Genomic DNA, 21,958 nt, shown 5'->3' on the forward strand with positions numbered 1-21,958 from the left:
TTGGCCCCTGCCCGTGAGGACCCCTTCGTTTTGAGTTCACGCTCCTATGCCGGGCGCCATGCTGCGCCCGGGCGTCACCGAGCACAGCGCGTCTACAGCCGTAGCCTGCCGCGCGCGCTCAGCCCGCAGTTCGTCCTGCCGTCGGCCGCCGCGGCGGCCCTGGTGCTGGCGACCACGGGGGCCTCGGTGGCGGGTTCGGCGCCGGTGGCGCTGCAGACCTCGCCGGTCGACCTCGCACTGGCCAAGAGCCAGGTGAGCGAGAGTCGTGATGACACCGCTGCCCTTGCTGAGCGTCGCTCGGCGACCACCGACCAGGAGGCCCTCTTGCAGGGCCGTCAGCAGGAGGCCGAGCGGGTCGCCCGGGAGAAGGAGCGTCAGGCGCTGGCCGAGAAGAAGGCCGCCGAGGCCAAGAAGAAGGCTGAGGAGGAGGCGCGTCAGGCCGCCCAGCGGTGGGTCGCCCCGATCGGCAAGTACAAGTACACCTCCGGTTTCGGTGGCCGGTGGGGCCGGCTGCACGCCGGCGCCGACCTCGCCGCCCCGATCGGAACCCCGCTGTATGCGGTCTCCTCCGGCACGGTGATCAAGGCAGCCGACACCGGCTCGTGCGGGAACAACGTGTGGATCGAGCAGTGGGACGGGTCGGTCAGCCGGTACTGCCACATGGACTACATGTCGGTCAGCGTCGGTCAGCGCGTGGCCCCGGGCGAGAAGATCGGCGGCACCGGGAACACCGGCCGCTCCTACGGTCCGCACGTGCACTTCGAGATCCGCACCCGTGGTGAGAACAGCGAGCCGGTGGACCCGGTCGCCTGGCTAGGTTCCAAGGGCATCGGCCTGTAGGCCAAGGGCGGCCTGGTTCCCCCGGTTCGGCTGCTTCGGCTGCTTCGGATCGAGCCGGTCGCGTGCCGCATCGCGAACCACCTGTCCAGGCACTGCGGTTGGGAACTGCCACGGTGGGCTGCGAGAGAGCCCGGGCGTGTCTCAAGCGTGGGCGGCGTGCTCGCGCTCGGCGTGGCCGGGCGGTTCGAGCTGGAAGGTGGAGTGTTCGACGCTGACCTCGAAGTGGGCGGCGAGGCAGCCCTGGAGGTGGGCGAGCATTTCGGCGGCGTGCCCGTCGATGAAGCATTCGTCGTCCAGGACGACGTGGGCGGTCAGGACGGGCAGGCCGGTGGCGATGGTCGAGGCGTGCAGGTCATGGACCTCGCGGACGTGTTCCACGGCCAGCAGGTGGGCCCGCACGTCGTCCAGGTCCAAGCCCTTGGGGGTGGATTCGAGCAGGATGTGGCCGGACTCGCGCAGCACGATGACGGCTCGGGGCACGATCAACGTGGCGATGAGCATGCCGGCGATGGCGTCGATGCGGGTCCAGCCGGTGGCGGCGATGACGACGGCACTGACGATGACGGCCACCGAGCCCAGCGCGTCGTTGACGACCTCGAGGAACGCGGCCCGCATGTTGAGGTTGGCCGTGCGCCCGGAGCTCAGCACAAGCAGCGCCACGATGTTGCCGACCAGGCCGACGATGCCGAACACCAGCAGCCCTCGCGAGCTGACCTCGTGCGGGTCGTAGAGGCGTTGGATGCCCTCGACGAAGGCGTAGATGCCGACGCCGAGCAGGACGGTGGCCTGGGCGCCGGCGGCCAGGACCTCGGCCCGGCGGAACCCCCAGGTGCGTTGCGGGGTGGCCGGGCGCAGCGCCAGCGATGCGGCGACCAGCGCCATCAGCAGCCCGGCCGCGTCGGTGAGCATGTGCCCGGCGTCGACCAGCAGCGCCAGGCTGCCGGTCCACAAGGCGCCGACGACCTCGGCGATCAGGATGGTCGCCGTGATCCCGAACGCCACCGCCAGGCGGCCCCGGTGGGTCGTGGGCGGTGCGTGGTCATGGCCGGCGCTCATGCGACGGCTCCCTGCGGCTGGGTCCGGTCTTCGGTGGTGGCCTCGAGCGTCGGCAGGTGCACCAGACGCCCGGCGCGAACGCCGTTGGCGATCACGAGGACTTCGGCGACCTCGTGGATCAGGACCACGGCCGCCAGGCCGAGGACCCCGAGCAGGGCCAGCGGGATCAGCACCGCGATGAGCGCCAGCGACACGACCACGTTCTGCAGCATGATGACCCGGGTGCGGCGGGCGTGGTCGAACGCGAGCGGCAGGAGCCGCAGGTCATCGCCCATCAGCGCGACGTCGGCGGTCTCGATGGCCACGTCGGTGCCCATCGCGCCCATCGCGACTCCGATGTCGGCGGTGACCAGCGCCGGTGCGTCGTTGACTCCGTCGCCGACCATCACGGTGGTCCCGGCGGCGCGCAGGCGGGTCACCATCGCCGACTTGTCTTGGGGGCGCAGGTCGGCATACACCTGCTCGATGCCCGCCTCACCCGCCAGCGCGCCGGCGGCCAGCTGGTTGTCGCCGGTCAGCATCGCCACGGTGTAGCCGCGGGCATGGAATGCGGCAATGACCTGGGCCGCCTCGCCTCGCAGCTCGTCACGGACGGCGAGCGCTCCGACGGGCTCGCCGTCGACCTGGACGACCACGGCGGTCGCGCCCGCCTGCTGCATCCGGGCCACCCGAGTGGCCAGGACGCCGGGCTCGACCCAGCCCGGCCGGCCCAGCCGGACGTCGGCTCCGTCCACGGTGCCGCTCAGGCCGGCGCCGACCACCGCCTGGACATCCTTCGCCGGCGGCACCTGCCCGGCCGCGGCGTGCACGGCACGGGCGAGCGGGTGCTCGCTGCGGGCCTCCAGCGCGCCCGCCCACGCCAGCACCTGCTCACGGGTGTACCCCGCGGCGGTGGCGACCTCGATGACGGCCGGCTGGTTGCGGGTCAGGGTGCCGGTCTTGTCCACCGCGATCACAGCGACCTTGCCCAGGGTCTCCATCGCCGCGCCACCCTTGACCAGGATCCCGCGCCGGCTGGCCGCCCCGATGGAGGCGACCGCAGTGACCGGCACCGAGATCGCCAGTGCGCACGGCGAGGCCGCCACGACCATCACCAGGGCACGCTCCACCCACACCGACGGGTCCCCGGCCAGAGCACCGACCAGCGCGGTCAACCCGGCAACGACCAGGATGCCGGGCACCAGAGGCCCGGCGATCCGGTCGGCCAGCCGCTGCGTGGATCCGCGGCGGGACTGCTCGGCCTCCACGACATGCACAATCCGGGCCAACGAGTTGTCCTCGGCCGTCGAGGAGACCTCGACCTCCAGGGCGCCGGTGCCGTTGATCGACCCGGCGAAGACCTCCACTCCGGGCCCGACCTCGACCGGCATCGACTCGCCCGTGATGGCCGAGGTGTCCACCGCACTGGTACCGACGCGGACCGTGCCGTCGGTGGCCAGCCGCTCTCCGGGCCGAACCACCATCACGTCCCCCACCAGCAGCTGTGAGGGGTGCACCACCAGCTCGCGGCCGGCCCGCCGCACGCTGGCCTCCTGCGGGACCAGGTCCAGCAGGGCCCGCAGCCCATGCCGGGTCCGGGCCAGCGAGTACTCCTCCAGACCTTCACTCAAGGAGAACAGGAACGCCAGCGCGGCCGCCTCCTCAACCTGCCCCAACACCGTCGCCCCGACCGCGCCGATCGTCATCAGCAGACCGACCCCAACCTTGCCGCGACCCAGCCGGCGCAACGCACCGGGCACGAACGTGGACCCCCCGACCAGCAGCGCCGCGACGGCCAGCACCAGCTCCAGCCTCTCCGAGCCGGCCAGACCCGCCAGGAACGCGCCAAGCAGCAACACCCCGGAGGCCAGCCCCAGCTGGACCTCGCGCACCTGCCACACCCGCGTCACCGGCTCCTCAGCCTCCCCCGACGGGCCCGCGCACCCACACGCACTCTCGACCAGGTCCCCACCCGAGGCGTCCTGGCCGGTCACGGCTGCTCCTGCCGGGCACTGTGCCGACGCAGCTGCTCGGCAGCCACGCTCCCGGTGGTCCCAACCCCGTAGTTAGGGCACAACGCCACCGCGTGTCCCGACCTCGCCAACAGCCGCTGCGCCGCATCCAGGACCGCCAACAGCTCCGGCGTGTCGGCCAGGGAGAACATCGACGCCCGCCCCTGCGGACGCGACACCACCAGGCCGCAGTCCCGCAGACACCCCAGATGCGCGCTGACCGTCGACTGCGCCAACCCCAGATGCTCGGTCAGATCACGCACCCGATGCTCCCCCAGAGTCAGATGCTGCAGGATCGCCAACCGCGACGGATCCGACAACCCATGGAACAACGCCGCCGCCACCTCCAGCCCACCCCGCTCCACGCCGACCTCAATCAGCGACTCTCCCGATATCATCGTCATACGGCGATGATACACGGCCTTCCCAGACCCCTCATCCGCAGTACACCTGACCTCCGCGGACGCACCCGACCCGGGCAAGGACCGACGCGGTCGATCGTCAGCCAACGTAGACGGTGATCAGCGCGAAGATCGCAAACCCGACCGTCAGTGCGATCGGCCCAAGTCGACTCGTCTCTCCGGCGTGAGCCTCGGACAACATCTCCTCGACGACGACGCTGGTCAACACCCCGCCGGTGACGGCCAGGACCGAGAGAGTAAGGACCTCCGGAGCCTCGCGCAGCGCGAAATAGCCCAGGGTCGCCCCGAGCGCGATAGGGATGGCAAACGAGAGAGCCATCACCACCCGGACCCGACGCGGGATGTTCGCCCGGCGCAGGCTGGCGACTGCGGCGAACCCCTCAGGAACATCCGCGGGAACCTGGCCAAGTGCCAGGAGTAACCCCAGAGCCGGATTGATGACGGTCCCCGTGCCGATCATCACCCCGTCACTGAACAGGTCGATCGAGACCCCCGAGAAGATCGCGAAGGGACCCTTCGACTCCTCGGTCGCACCCATGCGGGCCTGGACATACCCGATAGTGCGCTCAAGACCGATAAAGGCCGCACCGCCGGCCACGAACGCGGCGATGGGCACCCACGGCGGGTCAGCCTCGAGAGCCTCAGGTATCAGCTCCAGACCGACCACGGCCAAGACGATGCCCGCCGCCAGGTGCAACGCCAGACTCAGCACCCGCTCGGGAACATCAAACACCTCCGCAGCCAGCCCGCCCACGAAGTTGCCGGCAGCCGGAAGAGCCGCCAGCGCAAGCACCAACGCGAACCCCTCCAACCCGGGCCCCCTCTCAGGGTCATCGAGGAAGTCCGAACTGGGCCGACACCGCACCCCACGGCCAACCCGTGGAGATCCGCTACGCGTCAGCGCACGGAACGACCGTACCCGTCACGAACCAGACCCCCGCCATCCTGACAGACACCCGGCAACCGATCACGACTGCGGGCTCGACGATCCCATCCTCGAGCTGCCACATGCTGCGGAACCCGCGTCCTTGTGGGCGGTAGGTCGCGCCTTCTCGAGGCCTGCGGGGGGCCGTTGGACGTGAGGAGTGTGGGCGTCGGGGCGTTCTCGAGGGCGGGCGTGGCGTCCTGAACGCGGGAAGAACGACCCCTTCGGCGAAACTTGTGGAATTTTCGGAGGGGCGCCGCTGAGTATGCCCGTGACCTGCAGAAACACGACCTGAACATGTGCGCCCGTCCTGCGCCCGTCCTGGGAGGGGCGAACGTGGGAGGGGCGTTTTTTGGTGCGCTGGCTGAGCATCCTGGGCTGCATGAACCAGTTGCACGATCAGCGATCTGCCAGTCTCCGGTGGGGGCCGCGGCTCCTGCGCGACCTCGTCAATGCACCTGATCTCACGACGGCAGCAGCGCACCTGGCGTGCGCGGGTGTGCCTGTCTTTCCCTGCGTCCCAGGCGGCAAGCGTCCGCTGACGGTCCACGGCTTCCAGGACGCCAGCATCGACCGTGGCGTCGTCACAGCGTGGTGGGGCCGGCACCCTGACGCGAACATCGGCGTCCCGACCGGCGTCCTGGGTGGCATCGACGTGGTCGATGTCGACGTTCACGAGGGCGGCTCTGGGTTCGCCTCGTTCAACAAGGCCCGGCAGGCTGGGTTCATCGAGGGCTGGGCTTGCCTGGTGCGCACACCGTCGGGTGGCTTGCACGCCTACTTCCTGCGTACTGGCGGTCGGGAGTCGCGTTCGTGGCAGCTGCCGGGCAAGCACATCGACTTTCGTGGCGATGGCGGCTACATCATCGTCCCCCCGTCCCGGGTGAGCGGCGCGGACGGACGCCCACGCGACTACCAACTTGTCGCGGTGGCGGAGCACCCCCAGCTCTATCGCATGGACGCTGACGGGTTGCGCGCCTTCCTCGACCCGCCCCGTCCGATGCACGCACCCGCAGACATGCCGAGGATGGGTGCCCGTCCGGAGAAGCTGGCCGCGTGGGTGGCCTCTCGCCCGGAGGGTGGCCGCAACGGCGGCCTCTTCTGGGCCGCGTGTCGGCTGGTTGAGGAAGGCCATGACCTGAGCAGCACCACCTCGCTGCTGGGCCCGGCGGCCTGCGCCGCCGGCCTGCCCGAGCGTGAGGCGATGGCCACGATCCGCTCGGCCCACCGGATCGCGACCAAGAGGGAGCCAGCGTGTAGCCCGGTCCCGACGTCGCCGGTTGAGGCGGTGCGACTATGAACACGCCAGAGCCCTATGAGCGCCGCCGTGACCGCTCGATCTCCCCGGCGGCACCGGCCCGCGAGAACCCGCGGCCGCCCGAGGAACTGGCTGTGCATGGTGACCCGTCCGTGCCGAAGGGCCAGAGCATGCCGGAGCCCGAGCGTGGGCTGCCGGGTCTGGTCTGGGTCCGTCCCACCGAGTTGAGCACGATGCTCGCGGCCAAGTCCCTGCGGCGCGGGATCGACGTCGAGGCGGAGCTGGCTCGTCGCGCCCGGCGCCTTCCGGGGGCGGCAGTCAGGCACGCCTCACGTCGCATCACCCGGACCTCGATCGCACGACCCGGCACGACATCCCCCACCATCAGCGGCCAGGAAGGACTCGGGTTATGAACACACCTGTATTCGCCAACAGCGAAGAGCTGCGGATTCTGCTCTACGACCTGACCTACTCCCCCGGCGGCGGCTGGCGCACGGACCCGCGCGCCACCCACCTGATGCGGTTCGCGATGGACAAGTACGCCGGGCTGGCCCGCAAGCACGGGCTGGAACCGGGCGAGGCAGCGGTCGCGGCCTTCGACGTGATGCGGATGCGCTCGACCCGCCTGGCTGATGACCCGTGGGCGGTGATCACGCGCGCGGTGGAGCTCACCCTGATCTACGAGTCGCGGGCCGCTGGACTGCTCTGCTCAACAGGTCAGGCCCGCAAGAGCGCCGGCAGCGACTTCCACGATCCGCAGCGGTTCAGCGACCGCGAGGTCGAGATCGCGGACTACCACCCGGCGTTTCACCGCTGGGACGACCTTGAGCACGTCGAGGCACCGCCACAGGACAACCCGGACGGTGAGCCGACCAGCGCACTCGTCGCCCTGGACGTGGCGGTGGAGTTCTTCATCGAGCTGGGCTGGCAGGAGGCCGCCGCTCGCCTCGCCGTGGAGTACATCGCGGCGCGCTTGATGCGCTGCCGGGACAGGGCCAGCGCCTACGTCTCGCTGCGCCGAGACGGGACCGGGCCCGCCCTCCTCGACATCGGCCACGATGCCTGGTTGGTGGTGTTGCGTGCCGTCCTGGGCAACCAGCGTCGCGACCGCGAGGACACTGGCGCCGCACTGGGGATTCTTGGGCGGTTGGTCACCGGTGAGTGCCTCGAAGACCTGTTCTCCGACCAAGCCCTGGCCGACGCAGTCCAGGGCGCCGCGCCCGCGATGACGGTGAGCGGGTGAGCCTGGTGTCCGATCGTGGCCATATCGAGCTGGATCGTCAGGTGGACTCCATCGTCGTCGGCCAGCGGCATCGGCGTGACCCGGGCGACCTCACCTCCTTGGTGGACTCACTGAAGCGGGTCGGGCTGCTCCAGCCGATCACCATCTCTCCCGATGGCCACCTCATCTGCGGCTTCCGACGACTGGAGGCCGCCAAGGCTCTGCAGTGGCGCACCGTGCGGGTGTGGGTCAGGTCCGGGCTCAGCGACGAGCTGACCCGGCTGCTGGCTGAGCGGGACGAGAACACGACCCACAAGCCGCTGTCGCCGCTGGAGGCAGCCAGGCTCTATGAGGAACTGCGGACGCTCATCGACGAGGACGCGGACCGCCGTAAGAAGGCGACGCAGTTCGGAGCGAAAAGCGACAAAACCGCAGGTCAGCCCGGTCACGCTGAATCAGCGGGACCGCAGAGCGGCGGGCAGGGCGAGGCTCGTCGTCGCGCCGCGGAGATGGTCACCGGCAAGGCCGCCTACGCCCGACTGGAGCAGATCCTGGCGATGGAACGCATCGCCGCCGACCCCGGCCTCTCCCCCGCCTTGCGTGACCTCGCCGAGACCGAGCTCGACGCGATCCGAGGCGGCGCACCAGTCGACCCGGGCTACCAGCGCGTCACGGCGGCCCAGCGCGTCGCCGCCAGTGCCACACCCGCCGACGACAACGACGTCGGGGACCTCGCCGAGAAGGCCCTCAAGAAGGCCAAAGCCGACAAGGCCCGGCGAATCAAGGAGAACCGGGCCAAGCGTGAGGCCGCTGCCGCGAACAGCAAACGGTCGACACGCTCCTTCACGCTGAAGTGGATCGAGCTGGCCGGCTGGTCCCAGAAGTACGACCCCGAGCAGATCGCCCGCGAGATCAAGACCGAGGACTGGGCCCTGTTCCTGCGCGTCCTCGAGGAGACGGAGGCCTTCGCCGACGCCGTCGACCTCGCGCGAAGCACACCACGCACACCTGACAGCCGACCGGCCACCCAATCCCGTGCAGAGAGCTCGTGCTGATGCCCTACCCCTCCACGCCCACCGACCTGCTCCGCCGACGCCTCATCCTCGCCGGCATCATGGTGACGCTGCTGCTGAGCGCCGCCCTGGCATACACCGTCCTGGGGCACCGGAGCTCGTCGTCGAGCACCGCACCATACGAGGTTGGCAGCGAGCTGGTCATGCCGCCGGCGACCGAGACCCAGCCCGTGCTCGCGGACCTGCCGGCCCTGGCCATGACCTCCGATCCCGACGCGTTCGCCCAAAGGGTCGCGGAGGCGATCTTCGTCTGGGACACCACGACGCTGGTCACGCGAACCGACCACCTCGAGCGGCTCGTCGAGGTCGCCGACCCGACCGGAGAGTCGACCCCCGGCCTGGTCCTCGACCTCTCCAGCTACCTCCCGACACCGGACGCCTGGGCTGACCTGGCTCAGCACCGGACCCGGCAGTGGCTGACCACCAGCTCCGTGACCACCCCGAGCACGTGGGCCGAGGCTCAGGCGCAGGCAGGAGACCAGCTCCTCCCGGGCACCACGGCCCGCACGATCCACGGCACAAGGCACCGCGCCGGGACGTGGGACGGCGAACCGGTTGCCTCCGAACACGCTGTCGCGTTCACCGTCTTCATCGTCTGCGGCCCCTCCTACCCGCACTGCCACCTCCTTCGCCTCTCGATGCTCGACACTCCCCTGGACTGAACGGTCATGGCCAAGACCGCGATCCTGGCAGTGGCGACGCTGCTCTTCGCGCCAGCCAGCCTGCTGCTGGCCGTCGGCGCGCTCCTCAGCCCCGCGGCGCAGGCACAGTGCCTGCCCGGCACCTCGACGATCCCCAGGACCGAGGCGACCGTGCCGGAAACCGCTCGGGTGGTTGTCCCGCTCCCGGCCGGGTCCTGGGTGCGGACCAGCGGATACGGGATGCGCACCCACCCCGTCACCGGCGTCTACCGGCTGCACGGCGGGCTTGACCTCGCCGCCCCGGCCGACACCCCAATCCTCGCGGCGGCCGACGGGCGTATCGCCTTCGCTGGCCCCGCCTCCGGGTACGGGCACCTGATCCTGATCGAGCACACCGTCGCAGGGAGCCCGGTGGCCACCGGCTACGGGCACATGCTCGCACGCGGAATGCATGTCACCACGGGTGACGTCGTCGTCGCCGGGCAGCACATCGGCGATGTCGGCGCCGACGGCTACGCGACCGGACCGCACCTGCACTTCGAGGTCCGCCCGGGCGGAGCGCAGGCTGCCCGGGTGGATCCCGAGCCGTGGCTCGCCTCGCACGGCGCGGTCGAGGCTGTGGCCGCAGGGGCCGACCCCGGAGCCGCCGCTGCCGGGTGCGGCCAGGTTGCCGCGGACGCGATGTCCTACAGCGGCCAGAACCCCGATCGCCTCGTCGATGACCCGACCAGCACCGGCCGGATCACCGAGCGCACCGCGAACGTGCTCGCCCAGCTCCAGACCAACTTCCCTGACTCGCGCTGGTCGTGCTGGTCGCCGCGTCCGGGCCAGAAGTCCGAGCACCCGCTCGGACGTGCCTGTGATGGCACCTTCGGCAACTCGATCGGCACGGCCGCGTCCGGCCCCGCACTCGAGGCCGGCTGGACAGTCACGACCTGGTTGAAGGACAACGCCCAGACGCTCGGGGTGCAGTACCTGATCTGGCAGGGCCGAATCTGGTCGGCTGCTCGGAGTGACGAAGGCTGGCGCCCGTACGGCGGTGGAGGGATGCACGACCCCGGCGATGTGACCGGCGGACACTACGACCACCTGCACGTCACGCTCACGGCATAACCTCAGAAGTTACATCTAATGTACGATTCGTACCTTAGATGTAAGCCGGAATCCCGCCGTTCCGCGGAACCGGGGCCATCTCCAACCTAGCAGCGACACCGCCTCCTGACCAGGGGTTTCGTTGTTGATCTTACATCTGATGCATGATTCTTACATTTAATGTAAGGTCGTGGCATGGAGTCCTCAGACGGTCAGGTGCCCGGCGGAGGGGTCTTGTCGTCTGGCAACGTGTCGTTGCTGCGGCCGGCGGAGCAGTTCTTCGATGAGATGGTGGCGGGCTGGTCGGCGCAGCAGACCTCGCGGATGCTCGCCGAGCGGACGATCAAGACGAGGGCTTCGCAGGTTCGCCGGTTCGCGGACTTCTGCAACGCCCCGCCGTGGGAGTGGTCGCCGGCTGACGTGGAGGAATGGACGACCTCGCTGGTCTCCGGGCCTCGGCCGCTGTCGGTCTCGACGGTGCGGGCGTATCAGAACGCGGTGGCGCTGTTCTGCGACTACTTGATCGATCACCGCTACGGCTGGGTGGATCGCTGCGTCGATCTGTTCGACACGCATCCGGTGCAGGTCTGCCACGAGTGGAACACGGTCATCCATACCAGCGACCACGAGGCGCGGCCGGGCGTGCGGCCGCTCTCGCGTGATGAGTTGCAGATGTTCTTCGACTATGCCGACGACCTGGTGGATCGGGCACGCTCGTCCGGTCGCAAGGGCTGGCTGACGCTGTTCCGAGACGCGACGCTGTTCAAGATGATCTATGCGTTCGGGCTGCGACGGCGCGAGGCCGCGATGCTCGACCTGCCGGACTTCACCCGCAACCCGCAGGGCTGGGAGTTCGGCCGGTTCGGGGTCTGCAACGTGCGCTGGGGCAAGGTCATGAAAGGGTCGCAGCCCAGACGTCGAGCGGTGCTGGCCGTGTTCGGGTGGACTCGCCCGGTGATCGAGGAGTACGTGACCGAGGTTCGGCCCCGGTTCGAGATTGCCGATATGACGATCCTGTGGCCGACCGAACGGCAAGGTCGCATCCAGCTCGGGCACATTGACGATCGGTTCGCCGACTGGCGCGACGACCTCGGCCTAGACCCGCTGTTGCATCCGCACTGCCTGCGGCACTCGTATGTGACGCATCTGATCGAGGACGGCTACGACCCGCTGTTCGTCCAGCAGCAGGTCGGGCACCGCTGGGGCTCGACCACCGCCCTCTACACCGGAGTCTCGGGCGACTACCGCAACCGCACCCTGCGCCGCGCCTTGGACGCGGCGTTCACCCCACCGGCCGAGATCGAGGGAGGATCACGATGACGAAGACCGTCGCCTATCACTGGCACCTGCGCAAGGTAATGAACGAGCACGGCATGCAGTCCACGACCGATCTGGTGCCGCTGCTGGCAGACCGGGGCGTGGTGATGACCTCCACCCAGGTCTACCGGATCGTGGTCGGTCAACCCGAGCGGCTGAACATGCAGTTCCTGTCCGCGCTCTGCGACATCTTCGGCTGCACGCCCGGCGACCTCATCGAGCCCTACGTCGAGTCGGCGTCACGGCGGGGCCGCAAGACTGGCACCGCGGGCTCGGTCAAGCCGCCAGCGAGCGGGAGCAAGAACCGCCCGACCCGAGCGGTCATCAGCCCTGCGGACGAATGACCGGAGCCAGTGGCGAACACGATCGTCCAAGGCGTCTGCTTTCGCTGCGGCCGACTGAGAACTCTGCGCTGGAACCACACGCTGGATCGGGGTGAATGCCGGGCCTGCCGCGCCCGCCGGTCACCGACCGAGACCTGCACCGGATGCGGACGCCAGCGCAGTGTCAACGCCCGCATCGACGACGGCGGCGCGGTCTGCGTGAGCTGCTATGCCCGCGACCGTCGCTCTGAGGACGTGTGCGACGAGTGCGACACCATCGGCCCGCTGGCAACGAGAGCTGGCGGCAAGAGACCGGGAGCATCGAACCTCTGCGGTCGCTGTTACCGGAACCCGCGCCGGGTCTGCGGCGTCTGCGGCAGGCTCAAACGAGTCGCCCTGAAAGCCACCGCGAGCAGCCCGGACGTCTGCCCGACCTGCTACCAAGCGCCGGTGATTGACTGCTCTCTCTGCGGGCAGCACGCTCTTGGGCGACGCACCACGAATCACGGTCGACCGCGCTGTTTCGCTTGCCAGGCCGCCCAGCAGGTCGATGCCGCTCTCACCGGCCCCGACGGGATGATCCGGCCCGAGCTGCAACCCGTCCGCGACGCCCTGACCGAGCTCGAACGACCCCGATCTCTACTGAACAACTGGCACAATCTGGCATCCCTGCGCCTGCTGACCTCGATCGCACAGAGCGAGGTCGACCTCAGCCACGACGCACTCGATGCACGGCCGCAGGTGTTCTCGGTGACCTATCTGCGTGCGTTGCTCGTCGCCGCCGGCGCCCTGCCGCCTCGTGATGAGAACGCCGCCCGGCTCCACCGCTACGCCACCGAGGTCGTCGCACAGGTGATCGATCCCGAAATGCGCGGCGTGCTCGCCCGCTACGCCCGCTGGCACGTCGTCGGCCGTGCCAAGGCTGACCGGCACGGTCGGATCGCACCGAACGCGGCGGCACGCTGCCGCGGAGACATCGACATCGCCCGCGCATTCCTCGACCATCTGGTCTCCGCCGGTCACGACCTCGATGACTGCCCGCAAGCCCACCTCGACGCCTGGATCACCACCGATCGCAGTCGCCGTCTCGCGTTCGTCCGCTGGCTCAAACGAGGCGGCTACCTCCGGCAGGTTTGGCTCCCTGATCCGGTTCCGGCGAAGGACCCGGCCCACGATGTCGACGCCGAAGACCAGCTCGCCCTGGTTCGCGCGCTCCTGCACGAGCCCGACAGCGCCAGCGTCGAAGACCGCGCCGCAGCCTGTCTGATCTTGCTCTACGCCCAGCCGGTCGCGAAGATCGTTCGACTGACCGTCGATGACATTCAGACTCGCGCGGGCGAGACCTACCTCCGCCTCGGCGCAGAGCCCCTGCTGCTCATCCCGCCGTTGGACAAGCTCGTGACCGCGCTCCCGGTCGCCAAACCGTTCGGAGCGGCGAGCAGACTGGCCGATTCCCGGTGGCTGTTCATCGGCAAGAGCGCCGGCACGCACCTGCACCCTGCCTCGCTCCTGCGCCGGATGCACCACCTCGGGGTGACCTCCCGAGCCAGCCGGAACACCGCCCTGCTGCACCTGGCTTCCACCACGCCGCCCGCCGTGTTCGCCTCCCTCGTCGGCGTCAGCATCGGCACCGCGACCCGCTGGGCCGGCCTCGCCGGAGCATCATGGAACCGTTACGCAGCATGGCGCTGAACCCCTCGTCGAGGCTCAGACCAGAGTGATCCAGTAATCCCAGAAACGTGCGGCGATCAGCCCGAGGATCACGAGGAACCAGCCAGTGAGGATCGCGCCACGGTACTCGGTGAGCACCGCAGTCGCCCTCCCCCCTGCATTGAGCTTGTGGAGGTTGGTCGTGGTGATGTACCAGAAGATCGGGATCGTCACGGCCCACACGATCATGCAATAGGGGCAGAGGGCGCCGATGACGTAGAGGCTCTGGTAGATCAGCCAGTGCACGAACACGACCGCGAACGTCACTCCGGCCTGCACGATGATCCAGAACCAGGACGCGAACCGGGCACCGGCGAGCAGGCTCGCGCCGATCGCGGCGACGGCGGCGAAACCTGCGATGCCGAGAATCGGGTTGGGGATGCCGAACGCTTCGGCCTGCGGGGTGGTCATCACCGACCCGCAGGAGAGCACCGGGTTGACGTTGCAGGAGGGGATGTAGTCGGGGTTTGCCAGCAGCTCCATCTTCTCAACCAGCAGCACCACCGCCGCGACCAGCCCGATGAGACCACCGGCCAGGAGCAGCGCACCGAGGCCACGTTCCGGGCGTGCTCCAGGTGTGGCCGTGTCGACCCCTTCGGCGTCGTTCTCGGTGGCATGGGTGTCAGTCTTGGAGGGCGGCATCGAATGCGTCCTCCAGATCGGTGATGCTCTGCGGTTGGAGGAGTTCACCGTCGAGGAAGAACGTCGGGGTGCCTTGCACGCCGAGGGCCTGCCCGTCCTGCTGGCTCTGCTCGATCCGCTCCAGCGTGGCGGGGTCGTCGTAGGCGGATTCGAAGCGGTCCATGTCCAGGCCGAGGTCTTCGGCGTAGCCGAAGAACGTCTCCCGCTGCGAGGCCTCCTGGTGGCCCCACTGTTCGGCGGTCTCGAACAGGCGGTGGTACATCGCCTCGAACTCGCCCTGCTCGGCGGCGGCCTCCGCAGCGAGAGCAGCATTGACCGAGTTGCCGTGCAGGGGCATGTGCCGCACCACGAACGTCACCCGATCGCCGTACTCCTCGCGCAGGTCCTCGATCACCGGGTAGAGGGCCAGGCACGCCTCGCACTCGAAGTCCAGGAACTCCACGAACACCGCCTCACCACCCTCGGACAGGCGTGGGCTGTCATCGCGCACAAGCAACTCAGCATTGCTGCCCCCGGTCGGGGTGGCTTCTGGTTCCGGGTCGTCTCCGCCGCCGGTGAAGACGAGGAATCCGACGAGGACGAGCGCTGCCACACCGATCATCGCGAGGGAGAGTTTCATGCTGCGGCTCAACGGCTGCCTGCTTTCAGAGAATTATTCGAGGACGCCACGGCGTCGCCCGTGAGGGGTGGGAGGGGGTGGCGCTTCGCTCTGGCGGCGCGGATGCCGTTGCCGATCACGATGACCTCGGCGATCTCGTGGACCAGGACGACCGCGGCCAGGCCGAGAACCCCGAACAGGGCCAGCGGGAACAGCACCACGATGATCGCCAGAGCCAGGGCGATGTTCCCGGTCATGATCGCCCGGCCCCGCCTCGCGTGAGCCAGGGCGTCGGGGATCAGCCGCAGGTCGGTGCCGGTGAACGCGACATCGGCGGACTCCACCGCTGCGGCGGAGCCGGTCACGCCCATCGCGATCCCCACCGTGGCCGAAGCCAGGGCCGGGGCGTCGTTGATGCCATCGCCGATCATCGCCGTCGGCACCCGCTCGGACGAGCGGAGAATGTGCTCGGCCTTGTCCGCCGGCAACTGCTCGGCGTGGACCTCCTCGATGCCCGCTTGCGCGGCGATCGCCTCGGCGGTGCGGGAGTTGTCGCCGGTGAGCATCACCGTCGACACCCCCTGCGCATGCAGGGCGGCGATCGCCTCGCTCGCTTCGGGGCGCAGCTCGTCACGGATACCGATCACCCCGACCACCCGGCCATCGGTCTCGACCACGATCACGCTCATACCCTCACCTGCCAGCTCGTCGGCTTGCGCGGCGAGAGCTTGCGGGTCGATCCAGCGCGGGCTGCCCACCCGCAACCTGCGCCCCTCGACCACGCCGGTGAGCCCGTGGCCTGGATGCTCCTGCACTTCCACCGCCGTTGCCCGGTTCGGGGCGGCAGCGGTGATGGCCTCGGCCAGCGGGTGACTGCTCGCAGCCTCCAATGCCGCGGCGAGTCCGAGGACTTCCGTCTCAGTCTCTTCTCCGGTGGTATGGGTGGTGACGACTTTGGGCTGGTTGCGGGTGAGGGTACCGGTCTTGTCGAACGCGACCCGGCGGATGGTGCCGAGCTGCTCGAACGCGGCACCGGACTTGATGACCACCCCGAACTTCGAGGCCGACCCGATCGCGGAAATCACCGTGACCGGCACCGCGATCGCCAACGCACACGGCGAGGCCGCCACCAGCACCACCAGGGCGCGTTCGATCCACAGGCCCGGTTCGCCGACGAGGAACCCGAACACGACGATCAGCGCGGCAGCGATCAGCACCAGCGGCACGAGGGGGCGGGCGATCCGATCGGCGAGGCGGGCGCGTTCGCCCTTGTTCGCATGGGCCTGCTCCACCAGATGCACGATCTTGGTCAGCGAGTTGTCCCGCCCATCCGCTGTCGCTTCCAGGCGCAGGGTGCCCGATCCATTGACCGACCCGGCCAGCACCGCATCACCGGGGCCGACCTCGACGGGGATCGACTCCCCGGTGATCGCGGAGGTATCCACCCATGACCGGCCATCGGTCACGATCCCGTCGGTGGCGACTCGTTCCCCGGCACCGACGATGAGGATGTCGAGCTCGCGCACGTCGGCGGCCGGGATGACCTGTTCTTCGGTAAGGCGGGAGACGCGGGCGGTCTCGGGGATCAGGGAGAGCAGGGCACGCAGGCCCTGCTGGGCGCGGTCCATCGCCCGGTCTTCCAGGGTCTCGGCGATCGAGAACAAGAACGCCAGCGCCGCTGCCTCACCGAGATGCCCCAGCAGCACTGCCCCGATCGCGGCGATCGTCATCAACAGGCCGACCCCGAGCCGCCCCCGGCCCTTGGCGGTGAACAGGCGCGTGATCGTGCCGGGCACGAACGTCCACGCACCCGCGGCCAGCCCGAGCGCGAACACGACCAAGGCGGGCGCCTCCAGGCCCGTCCACTCCAGGATCAGCCCGGTCACCCACAACAGACCCGAGGCCACCGGGAGCGCGAGGGCGCGGTCGCGCCACCACGGTGGCACTTCCTCATGCTCCCCGTCATGGTCGGCGGGCTCGGTCGGGCCGCAGCAGGCATCGACCGGCTCGGGCACCTGTGGTTCTTCGGGGCCGCAGCACTCCCGGCTCAACGCGCCGACTCCGCCTCGGCGTCGGCGGAGGTCTGCGCTCCGGGGCCGCAGCACATCGGCACATCGCAGTCCGCGTCGACGCAGGGCACGCCGTCGTCGACGGCGAGCACCACATCGACCAGGGCGCCCAGCGCCCGCGTCAGATGCGGGTCCGCGATCTCGTACCGGGTCCTGCGGCCCTCCGGCACGGCCACGACGATCCCGCAGCCGCGCAGACACGCGAGATGGTTCGACACGTTCGTCCGCGACAGGTCCAGATCACGCGCGAGCTGCGCCGGATACCCCGGCTCTGCCAACAGCGACAAGAGGATGCGCGAGCGGGTCGCATCGGCCATCGCCCGGCCCAGCCGGTTCATGACATCCACCCGAGAAGCTATAGTCAGCATGTAATGACCATACACTAGATGGTGACCAATCCGTGAGTGGTCGCACCGCGGTTCCGCAGAACTCAGGTGAAAGGAGGCCTGGTGAGCCCCGCCGTTGCTGCCCTCTTCCTCTATCTGGCCTATCTCCTAGTCGCTTTCGGGCTGCGGGCGTGGATCATGCGCCGACGGACTGGCTCGACCGGGTACCGCGGACTATCCGGCACGGTGGGGTCGGCGCGCTGGTGGGGCGGCATCCTGTTCGCCGCAGCGCTCATCGCAGGGCTCGCAGCCCCCGCACTCCAACTCACCGGCCTCGCTTCCGCGATCACACTGCTCAACACCGCGACCCTGCACGTTGGCGGTGTCGTACTCGTGCTCCTCGGCACCGTCGCGACCCTCGCAGCCCAGCATGCGATGGGCGTCACCTGGCGGGTCGGCGTCGATGCTGGCGAGCGCACTGAGTTGGTGCGAATCGGCCTGTTCGCGCTCGTGCGCAACCCGTTCTTCACCGCCCTCCTCACCACTGCGACCGGATTGTGCATGCTCACACCGAACCCGGTCGCGCTGGCCGCTCTCGCCACACTCTTCGTGGCCGTCCAGCTCCAAGTCCGCGCCGTCGAAGAGCCCTACCTGCTCGCGACACACGGCGATGCCTACCGCCGCTACACCAGCACCGTCGGACGATTCATCCCCGGCATCGGCACCCGCGACACACGCTGAGTCACCACGAGCTGCTGGACGCAGGGGTAGCCGACGCACCTGCATCCCATGAAGCTCACATCACTCATCAGGCTTCATCGAAGCCCGGAACCCCGGCTATTCCGACACTTCGATCATCCGACCCTGCCGGTGACGCTGTGATGGTCCACGTGCGTTGGGTGTCGGCGGCCGCCAGCACACACCTGCCGAGCGTGACCACTGCTTATCATCTTCCGATCGTCGGCCCTGACTTCGGCGCGGTCGATGCGGCCAGCGACCTCGGGGCGATCGTTGGTGCGCTGCTGACCTACGGGCTGATCATCGCCGTTCTGATGGTGGTGGTCTGTGCCGTGACCTGGGGTGTCGGTTCGGCACACGGGAGCTGGCACGTCTGCAGCAAAGCCAAGAGCGGACTCCTCGTGGCACTTGGCGGAGCCGGGCTCACCGGAGGAGCACTCGCCTGGGGGAACTGGCTGCTCGACCTCGGTGCGACGTTGTGAAGGAGGAGCAGTTCGCCCTCGACATCGCGAACGTCTCCCACCAAGCCGCCCTCACGAGCCTCTCCGGAGCGGCGCCGAGCGGACACCTGAGCCATGAACCACAAACTCATCCAGGAGGAACCGTGATCAGCCTCTCTCCCCTTCCGACGGTCTTGCCACTGCCGCGGGACATCAACATCGGCCCGAACTCCGACGGCCTGCCCGGCATCACCCAGCTCCAGTCGATGGTCGGCGCGACCATGACCATCGGACTCATCCTGGCCGTGCTCGCGCTGATCATCTCGGCGATCGTATGGGCGCTCGGGGCGAACTCCTCGAACCCGCACCTGGCCGGACGCGGGAAGCTCGGTGTGCTCGTCGGTCTCGGTGCCGCGATCATCACCGGCGCCTCGGTCACCCTGGTCGAGTTCTTCTGGAACGTCGGCCAGTCGGTCTGAGTCCGGCCGAGCACGAGAGTGAGGACGACGATGCTCGACGTCTGCGATGTGCCCGCAATCTCGGCCGTCTGCGCCGCCGCAGGTGACGCGGCCGGCACCCTCGTCGCCGCGCCCTTCGACTGGCTCGCCCAGGGCATGGGGCATACCGCGGCCTGGATGTTCGAGGCCGTCTGGACGGTGTTCGACTCCACGACGAGGGTCGACGTCACCAGCAGCCACTACACCGACGTCTACAACATCCTCTTCGGCGTGGCCGTCTTCGTCATGCTCGGCTTCTTCCTGCTCCAAGTCATCGGCGGCATGATCCGCCGCGAACCGGCCGCCCTGTCACGCGCGGCGCTGGGGCTGGCCAAGTCGATCCTTGGCTCCTTCATCGCCCTGACCCTGCTGGCCACCGCGCTGGAAATCACCGACCAGATCTGCATCGGCATCGTCACAGCCGCCGGCACCAGCATGGCGCAGATGGGCCAGCGCATGGCCCAGCTGGGCGCCGGCCTCGTCGGTATCCACATCGCCGCACCAGGCGCGGGGGCGATCCTGACCATCTTCATCTCAGGCCTGGCCATCGGCGCAGCGGCGATCGTGTGGATCAGCCTCCTGGTCCGCAAGGCACTGCTGCTCGTGGCGATCGTGTTCGCCCCGATCGCGCTGGCCGGCGCCAGCTGGGACCACACTCGCGGCTGGGTCGCCAAGTGGGCCTCATTCGTGATCGCGCTGATCCTCTCCAAGGTGGTCCTCGTGGTGATCTTCCTGCTGGCAACCGCCCAGGTCTCAGCACCGATCGACGCCGACCTGCAGTCCGTGAGCGAGCCCATCGCCGGAGTGGTGCTGATGCTGATGGCCGGGTTCGCGCCGTACATGACCTACAAGGCCATCAGCTTCATGGGCTTCGACATGTACCACGCGATGTCCGCCGAACAGGAAGCCAAGTCCGCCCTCAACCGGCCCATCCCGATCCCGACCAACCGGGCACCCAGCTCTCAACCGAGCAAGATCCTCGGCGGCGGACCTGTGGGAAGCCCACCAGGAGGACCTGGAGCGGCGGTACCGGCTGGCGGTTCAGGTCCCTCAAGCGGGACGGCGGCAGGGGCGTCCTCGGCAGGTGGCGCTGGCGGTGCAGCTGCCGGTGGAGCCGCCGCCGGCGTCGTGGCGGTCAAGGAGACGGCTGCCGCTGGAGCGAGAACAGGAACGGCTCTCGCTGGCGCCGTCTCCGGGCAGGCCGACTCTGCCAGCCAAGGCCCGACAGGACCGCCCGTGGCGCCCGCGCCAGCGCCCGCTCACGGCCCCGACCCCATCCCCGCCCAAGCTCTTAATGGCTCGGGAGGTGAGCGGTGACCACCCAGGCTCCTGCCCACGATCACGACCTGGCGCCGGTGAAGTTCTCTCGCCTCACCCGACGCGGCGTGCTGCTCGGCCTGTCCGCATCGCAGCTCGCCGTGACCGGTATCGCAGCGGTCATTCTCGTCATCACCCTGTTCGCCGGCGGAGGCGGCTCACTGATCTATGTGGCCCCGATCCTGCTCGCCTGCGCCGCACTCGCCTTCGTCAGCGTCGGTGGCCGCAAAGCCATCCAGTGGCTGCCGGTGGCCACCTCGTGGACGTGGCGTTCGAGCGGCGGACAGCTCGTCTTTCGTCGCCGGATCGTCAAGCCCCGCCCGGCCGGCACCCTCGCGCTACCCGGCGACGCAGCCAGGCTGCGGCAGTGGGTCGATCCCGAGTCCGGCGCCGTGATGGTCCACGACCCGCACGCCGCCACCCTGACCGCGGTCACCGGCGTCACCCATCCAGCGTTCATCCTGCTCGACCCGATCGAGCAGCAACGCCGGGTCACCAGCTGGGGGCGGGTGCTGGCCACGACGTGCCGCTCCGGGCGCATCGCCAGCGTGCAGGTCATGGAACGGACCCTGCCGGACTCCGGCAAAGGCTTGGCCCAGTGGTGGTCGCGGCACGGCACCCGGAACGACTCATGGACCTCGAGGACCTACGGCGAACTCATCACCCGCGCCGGCCCCGCCGGAGAACGGCACGCCAGCACCATCTCCATCTCCCTGGACATGAAGGCCGCCGCCCGCGCGATCCGCGCCGCCGGAGGCGGCAACGCAGGCGCCGCCGCCATCCTCCGTCACGAGATGTCGACCCTGACGGCCGCGCTGCGAGCAGCCGACCTCACCCCGTCGGGGTGGCTCGAACCGGGCGACCTGGCACTCATCCTGCGCTGCGCATACGACCCGATCGTGGCAGGTGCGCTGGAACGGCACGGCGACCTGGGACGAGACCTGGCCACCGCCGGACCAGTTGCGGTCTTCGAGAGCTGGTCGAGCCTGCGGTCAGACTCCGCCCACCACTGCGTGCTGTGGATCAGCGAGTGGCCTCGCTCCTTGGTCTATCCAGGATTCCTCGCCCCGCTGCTCCTCTCCTCAGGCGTGCGACGAACCTTCACCCTGCTGTACACCCCGATGCGAAGCGACCAGGCCGCCCGCAACATCCGCAAGAAGAAGACCGAGTACATCTCCGACGCCACCCAACGCCAACGCATCGGACAGATCGAAGACGCCCAACAATCGGCCGAGTACGCAGACGTGCTCCAACAGGAAGCCGACCTCACCGCCGGCCACGGCCTGCTGCGCGCCACCGGCTTGATCGCCGTCAGCGCGCCGACCCCCGAGGAGCTCGAACGGGCAGTCGCCGACATCGAGCAGTCCGCGATCCAAGCCTCCTGCGAAACCCGCCGGCTCTGGGGACAACAGGCCCAGGCGTTCGCCGCTGCGGCACTCCCCCTATGCCGGAGCCTCTAGG

Annotated in this window: 23 protein-coding genes; 15 read left to right on the top strand and 8 right to left on the bottom strand. The window is 69.2% G+C overall.

The features are described 5' to 3' along the window. The first annotated feature begins 30 nt into the window (after positions 1-30). Positions 31-840, top strand: coding sequence for a M23 family metallopeptidase (locus GA707_RS07590; RefSeq protein WP_152177842.1), 810 nt, complete (start codon positions 31-33; stop codon positions 838-840). A 141-nt stretch (positions 841-981) separates the two neighbouring features. Here GA707_RS07590 and GA707_RS07595 read toward each other — a convergent pair whose 3' ends face one another. The 4 genes from GA707_RS07595 to GA707_RS07610 form a co-directional block, all read right to left on the bottom strand. Next, a complete protein-coding gene (locus tag GA707_RS07595) occupies positions 982-1,896 on the bottom strand; it encodes a cation diffusion facilitator family transporter (RefSeq protein ID WP_152177843.1) in 915 nt (304 codons plus the stop codon). Further along, positions 1,893-3,869, bottom strand: coding sequence for a heavy metal translocating P-type ATPase (locus tag GA707_RS07600; RefSeq protein ID WP_370460018.1), 1,977 nt, complete (start codon positions 3,867-3,869; stop codon positions 1,893-1,895). The genes GA707_RS07595 and GA707_RS07600 overlap by 4 nt, the downstream gene beginning before the upstream one ends. Continuing rightward, a complete protein-coding gene (locus GA707_RS07605; protein ID WP_152177844.1) occupies positions 3,866-4,291 on the bottom strand; it encodes a helix-turn-helix transcriptional regulator in 426 nt (141 codons plus the stop codon). The genes GA707_RS07600 and GA707_RS07605 overlap by 4 nt, the downstream gene beginning before the upstream one ends. A gap of 97 nt (positions 4,292-4,388) precedes the next feature. Then, entirely contained in the window at positions 4,389-5,120 is a 732-nt protein-coding gene (locus tag GA707_RS07610; protein WP_152177845.1) for a ZIP family metal transporter, read from the bottom strand. Between the two features lie 496 nt (positions 5,121-5,616). Between GA707_RS07610 and GA707_RS07615 the strand changes: the two genes are divergently transcribed. The 9 genes from GA707_RS07615 (at position 5,617) to GA707_RS07655 (ending at position 13,852) form a co-directional block, all read left to right on the top strand. Then, a complete protein-coding gene (locus tag GA707_RS07615; protein ID WP_152177846.1) occupies positions 5,617-6,534 on the top strand; it encodes a bifunctional DNA primase/polymerase in 918 nt (305 codons plus the stop codon). After that, positions 6,531-6,905: a hypothetical protein gene (locus GA707_RS07620; protein WP_152177847.1), complete on the top strand. Its 375-nt coding sequence runs from the start codon at positions 6,531-6,533 to the stop codon at positions 6,903-6,905. The genes GA707_RS07615 and GA707_RS07620 overlap by 4 nt, the downstream gene beginning before the upstream one ends. Then, complete coding sequence (locus tag GA707_RS07625) at positions 6,902-7,735, top strand: hypothetical protein (protein ID WP_152177848.1); 834 nt, start codon at positions 6,902-6,904, stop codon at positions 7,733-7,735. Before GA707_RS07620 ends, GA707_RS07625 begins: the two co-directional genes overlap by 4 nt. Next, entirely contained in the window at positions 7,732-8,769 is a 1,038-nt protein-coding gene (locus tag GA707_RS07630) for a ParB N-terminal domain-containing protein (protein ID WP_193315237.1), read from the top strand. Before GA707_RS07625 ends, GA707_RS07630 begins: the two co-directional genes overlap by 4 nt. Next, entirely contained in the window at positions 8,769-9,449 is a 681-nt protein-coding gene (locus GA707_RS07635; RefSeq protein WP_152177850.1) for a hypothetical protein, read from the top strand. The genes GA707_RS07630 and GA707_RS07635 overlap by 1 nt, the downstream gene beginning before the upstream one ends. Positions 9,450-9,455: 6 nt before the next feature. Next, the gene (locus GA707_RS07640; RefSeq protein ID WP_152177851.1) at positions 9,456-10,541 is read left to right on the top strand and encodes a M23 family metallopeptidase; all 1,086 of its coding nucleotides are present in this window, start codon (positions 9,456-9,458) and stop codon (positions 10,539-10,541) included. A gap of 303 nt (positions 10,542-10,844) precedes the next feature. Beyond that, positions 10,845-11,840 (top strand): tyrosine-type recombinase/integrase, encoded by a 996-nt coding sequence (locus GA707_RS07645; protein WP_226963682.1) that lies wholly within the window; start codon positions 10,845-10,847, stop codon positions 11,838-11,840. Next, positions 11,837-12,181 carry a helix-turn-helix transcriptional regulator gene (locus tag GA707_RS07650; protein WP_152177853.1) on the top strand — a complete coding sequence of 115 codons (345 nt, stop codon included), beginning with the start codon at positions 11,837-11,839 and terminating at the stop codon, positions 12,179-12,181. Before GA707_RS07645 ends, GA707_RS07650 begins: the two co-directional genes overlap by 4 nt. 555 nt (positions 12,182-12,736) lie before the next feature. After that, a complete protein-coding gene (locus GA707_RS07655; RefSeq protein WP_226963613.1) occupies positions 12,737-13,852 on the top strand; it encodes a hypothetical protein in 1,116 nt (371 codons plus the stop codon). Between the two features lie 15 nt (positions 13,853-13,867). On the opposite strand, the gene GA707_RS07660 is transcribed toward GA707_RS07655, so the two are convergent. The 4 genes from GA707_RS07660 to GA707_RS07675 are packed head-to-tail and all read right to left on the bottom strand — an operon-like array spanning position 13,868 to position 17,547. Further along, positions 13,868-14,512, bottom strand: a complete 645-nt coding sequence (locus tag GA707_RS07660; protein ID WP_152177855.1) for a vitamin K epoxide reductase family protein — start codon at positions 14,510-14,512, stop codon at positions 13,868-13,870. Further along, positions 14,493-15,131: a thioredoxin domain-containing protein gene (locus GA707_RS07665; RefSeq protein WP_226963615.1), complete on the bottom strand. Its 639-nt coding sequence runs from the start codon at positions 15,129-15,131 to the stop codon at positions 14,493-14,495. The genes GA707_RS07660 and GA707_RS07665 overlap by 20 nt, the downstream gene beginning before the upstream one ends. Before the next feature lie 8 nt (positions 15,132-15,139). Further along, on the bottom strand, positions 15,140-17,161 hold the full coding sequence (locus GA707_RS07670) for a cation-translocating P-type ATPase (RefSeq protein ID WP_152177856.1): 2,022 nt from the start codon (positions 17,159-17,161) through the stop codon (positions 15,140-15,142). Next, positions 17,158-17,547: a helix-turn-helix transcriptional regulator gene (locus GA707_RS07675; RefSeq protein ID WP_152177857.1), complete on the bottom strand. Its 390-nt coding sequence runs from the start codon at positions 17,545-17,547 to the stop codon at positions 17,158-17,160. The genes GA707_RS07670 and GA707_RS07675 overlap by 4 nt, the downstream gene beginning before the upstream one ends. Before the next feature lie 81 nt (positions 17,548-17,628). On the opposite strand from GA707_RS07675, the gene GA707_RS07680 reads away from it, so the two are divergent. The 5 genes from GA707_RS07680 (at position 17,629) to GA707_RS07700 (ending at position 21,957) form a co-directional block, all read left to right on the top strand. Continuing rightward, the gene (locus GA707_RS07680; protein WP_226963619.1) at positions 17,629-18,246 is read left to right on the top strand and encodes an isoprenylcysteine carboxylmethyltransferase family protein; all 618 of its coding nucleotides are present in this window, start codon (positions 17,629-17,631) and stop codon (positions 18,244-18,246) included. Positions 18,247-18,437: 191 nt separating this feature from the next. Further along, entirely contained in the window at positions 18,438-18,725 is a 288-nt protein-coding gene (locus tag GA707_RS07685) for a DUF6112 family protein (RefSeq protein ID WP_226963621.1), read from the top strand. A 125-nt stretch (positions 18,726-18,850) separates the two neighbouring features. Beyond that, positions 18,851-19,162: a DUF6112 family protein gene (locus GA707_RS07690; protein WP_226963683.1), complete on the top strand. Its 312-nt coding sequence runs from the start codon at positions 18,851-18,853 to the stop codon at positions 19,160-19,162. A 30-nt stretch (positions 19,163-19,192) separates the two neighbouring features. Next, positions 19,193-20,497 carry a conjugal transfer protein TrbL gene (locus tag GA707_RS07695; RefSeq protein WP_152177859.1) on the top strand — a complete coding sequence of 435 codons (1,305 nt, stop codon included), beginning with the start codon at positions 19,193-19,195 and terminating at the stop codon, positions 20,495-20,497. After that, on the top strand, positions 20,494-21,957 hold the full coding sequence (locus GA707_RS07700) for an SCO6880 family protein (RefSeq protein ID WP_152177860.1): 1,464 nt from the start codon (positions 20,494-20,496) through the stop codon (positions 21,955-21,957). Before GA707_RS07695 ends, GA707_RS07700 begins: the two co-directional genes overlap by 4 nt. Position 21,958: the final 1 nt, after the last annotated feature.

It is taken from the genome of Nostocoides sp. F2B08 (assembly GCF_009184895.1).
In the GTDB taxonomy this organism is placed as follows: domain Bacteria; phylum Actinomycetota; class Actinomycetes; order Actinomycetales; family Dermatophilaceae; genus F2B08.

Coding starts and splice junctions, on each gene's coding strand:
- GA707_RS07595 (WP_152177843.1), bottom strand. CDS start 1,896: ATGAGCGCCGGCCATGACCACGCACCGCCCACGACCCACCGGGGCCGC.
- GA707_RS07605 (WP_152177844.1), bottom strand. CDS start 4,291: ATGACGATGATATCGGGAGAGTCGCTGATTGAGGTCGGCGTGGAGCGG.
- GA707_RS07615 (WP_152177846.1), top strand. CDS start 5,617: ATGAACCAGTTGCACGATCAGCGATCTGCCAGTCTCCGGTGGGGGCCG.
- GA707_RS07620 (WP_152177847.1), top strand. CDS start 6,531: ATGAACACGCCAGAGCCCTATGAGCGCCGCCGTGACCGCTCGATCTCC.
- GA707_RS07625 (WP_152177848.1), top strand. CDS start 6,902: ATGAACACACCTGTATTCGCCAACAGCGAAGAGCTGCGGATTCTGCTC.
- GA707_RS07635 (WP_152177850.1), top strand. CDS start 8,769: ATGCCCTACCCCTCCACGCCCACCGACCTGCTCCGCCGACGCCTCATC.
- GA707_RS07640 (WP_152177851.1), top strand. CDS start 9,456: ATGGCCAAGACCGCGATCCTGGCAGTGGCGACGCTGCTCTTCGCGCCA.
- GA707_RS07645 (WP_226963682.1), top strand. CDS start 10,845: ATGCTCGCCGAGCGGACGATCAAGACGAGGGCTTCGCAGGTTCGCCGG.
- GA707_RS07650 (WP_152177853.1), top strand. CDS start 11,837: ATGACGAAGACCGTCGCCTATCACTGGCACCTGCGCAAGGTAATGAAC.
- GA707_RS07655 (WP_226963613.1), top strand. CDS start 12,737: ATGATCCGGCCCGAGCTGCAACCCGTCCGCGACGCCCTGACCGAGCTC.
- GA707_RS07660 (WP_152177855.1), bottom strand. CDS start 14,512: ATGCCGCCCTCCAAGACTGACACCCATGCCACCGAGAACGACGCCGAA.
- GA707_RS07665 (WP_226963615.1), bottom strand. CDS start 15,131: ATGAAACTCTCCCTCGCGATGATCGGTGTGGCAGCGCTCGTCCTCGTC.
- GA707_RS07675 (WP_152177857.1), bottom strand. CDS start 17,547: ATGCTGACTATAGCTTCTCGGGTGGATGTCATGAACCGGCTGGGCCGG.
- GA707_RS07695 (WP_152177859.1), top strand. CDS start 19,193: ATGCTCGACGTCTGCGATGTGCCCGCAATCTCGGCCGTCTGCGCCGCC.